Origin of the sequence: Micromonospora sp. ATCC 39149 (assembly GCF_000158815.1) — a bacterium.
In the GTDB taxonomy this organism is placed as follows: Bacteria; Actinomycetota; Actinomycetes; order Mycobacteriales; family Micromonosporaceae; genus Micromonospora.
On the sequence record NZ_GG657738.1, the window covers coordinates 6,587,947 to 6,589,130 of the forward strand.

1 protein-coding gene and 1 pseudogene are annotated in these 1,184 nt (G+C 76.0%); both read left to right on the forward strand.

Features of this window, described 5'->3' with window-relative positions; all coding sequences use genetic code 11:
• Positions 1-199: pseudogene (locus tag MCAG_RS31590) on the forward strand (cupin); the annotation flags it as partial.
• 36 nt (positions 200-235) lie between these two features.
• On the forward strand, positions 236-1,087 hold the full coding sequence (locus tag MCAG_RS28420; RefSeq protein ID WP_036375648.1) for a hypothetical protein: 852 nt from the start codon (positions 236-238) through the stop codon (positions 1,085-1,087).
• The last annotated feature ends 97 nt before the right edge of the window (positions 1,088-1,184 follow it).

Consider the following 1,184-nt stretch of genomic DNA (forward strand, 5'->3'; position numbering starts at 1 on the left):
CACGCTGCGCCTGTTCGACCGGGTGCTGACGCTGCCCGCCGGGTGCGAGCCGGCGCTGCGCGCGCTGCTCACCGGCGCGGTTACCCGCGTCGGCGACCTGCCCGGCCTCGACGACGACGCCGACCGGGTCGTCCTGGCCCGCCGGTTGCTACGCGAGGCCGTGGCCGTCCCCGCCGAAGGGCAGCCTCCGTCGCGCTGACGGGAACCCTTCGGCCGCCGGCTGCGTCGCAGTGCCATGACACTTCTTCGACGCATGCGGGTGGCGGTCCTACCGCTGCTCCTGCTGACCGGGGCCTGCGCCCAGCAGGACGCCCCGTCCGGCGCCGGCGAGCCCGCCGCCGCATATCCCGACGACGTGCCGGTGGTCCGGATGGCGTACACGGGTGGGTTCGTGTCGCCGATCACGCTGGCGACCCGGCTGCCCGCCGTCAGCGTGTACGGCGACGGCCGGGTCATCGCAGACGGGCCGGTCCCCGCCATGTACCCGGGACCGGCCCTGCCCAACGTCCAGGTGGCGAAGATCGATGCCGGGGCGGTGGCTGAGCTGGTCGCGCAGGCCCGCGCCGCCGGGGTGGGCACCGCCCAGGACCTCGGTACCCCGTCGATCACCGATGTGGCCTCGACCCGGTTCACCGTTCGCGGCCCCGTCGGCACCGAGGAACTGGAGGTCTACGCCCTCGCCGAGGCGACCGGCCCCGAGTCCGGCCTGAGCGCCGAGCAACGGGCGGCCCGTGACCGGCTGCGCGCCTTCGCCGAGAAGCTGACCGGACTGTCCGGCACGGACCCGCAGCCGTACCAGCCGACCGCCGTCGTGGCCGTCGCCCAGAAGTGGACCGCCGGCGGGGAGGTCGGCAAGCAGGCGGAGGTGGCCTGGCCGGGCCCCGAGCTGCCCGGTGAATCGATCGGCGACGGCCTCGGGCTGGGCTGCGTGACGGTGACCGGCGCGGCGGTACGGCAGTTGCTCGACGCCGCCGGCACGGCCAACGCGGCGACCCCGTGGACCTCCGGCGGGAAGCGCTGGACGGTCGCGCTGCGACCGCTGCTGCCCGACGAGACCGGCTGCGGCGACCTGGCGTCGCGCAGCTGAGCCGAGCCCGGCCGGGGTGGCTCACTCCGGCCGGGACCGTCGGCGGCCGGCCGGTTCAGCGGGCCAGGATCAGCAGTCCGGCGGTGGTCACCAGGCC

Bases quoted from the DNA above. Each gene is read 5' to 3' on its own strand.
- MCAG_RS28420 (WP_036375648.1), top strand. From the start codon at position 236: ATGACACTTCTTCGACGCATGCGGGTGGCGGTCCTACCGCTGCTCCTG.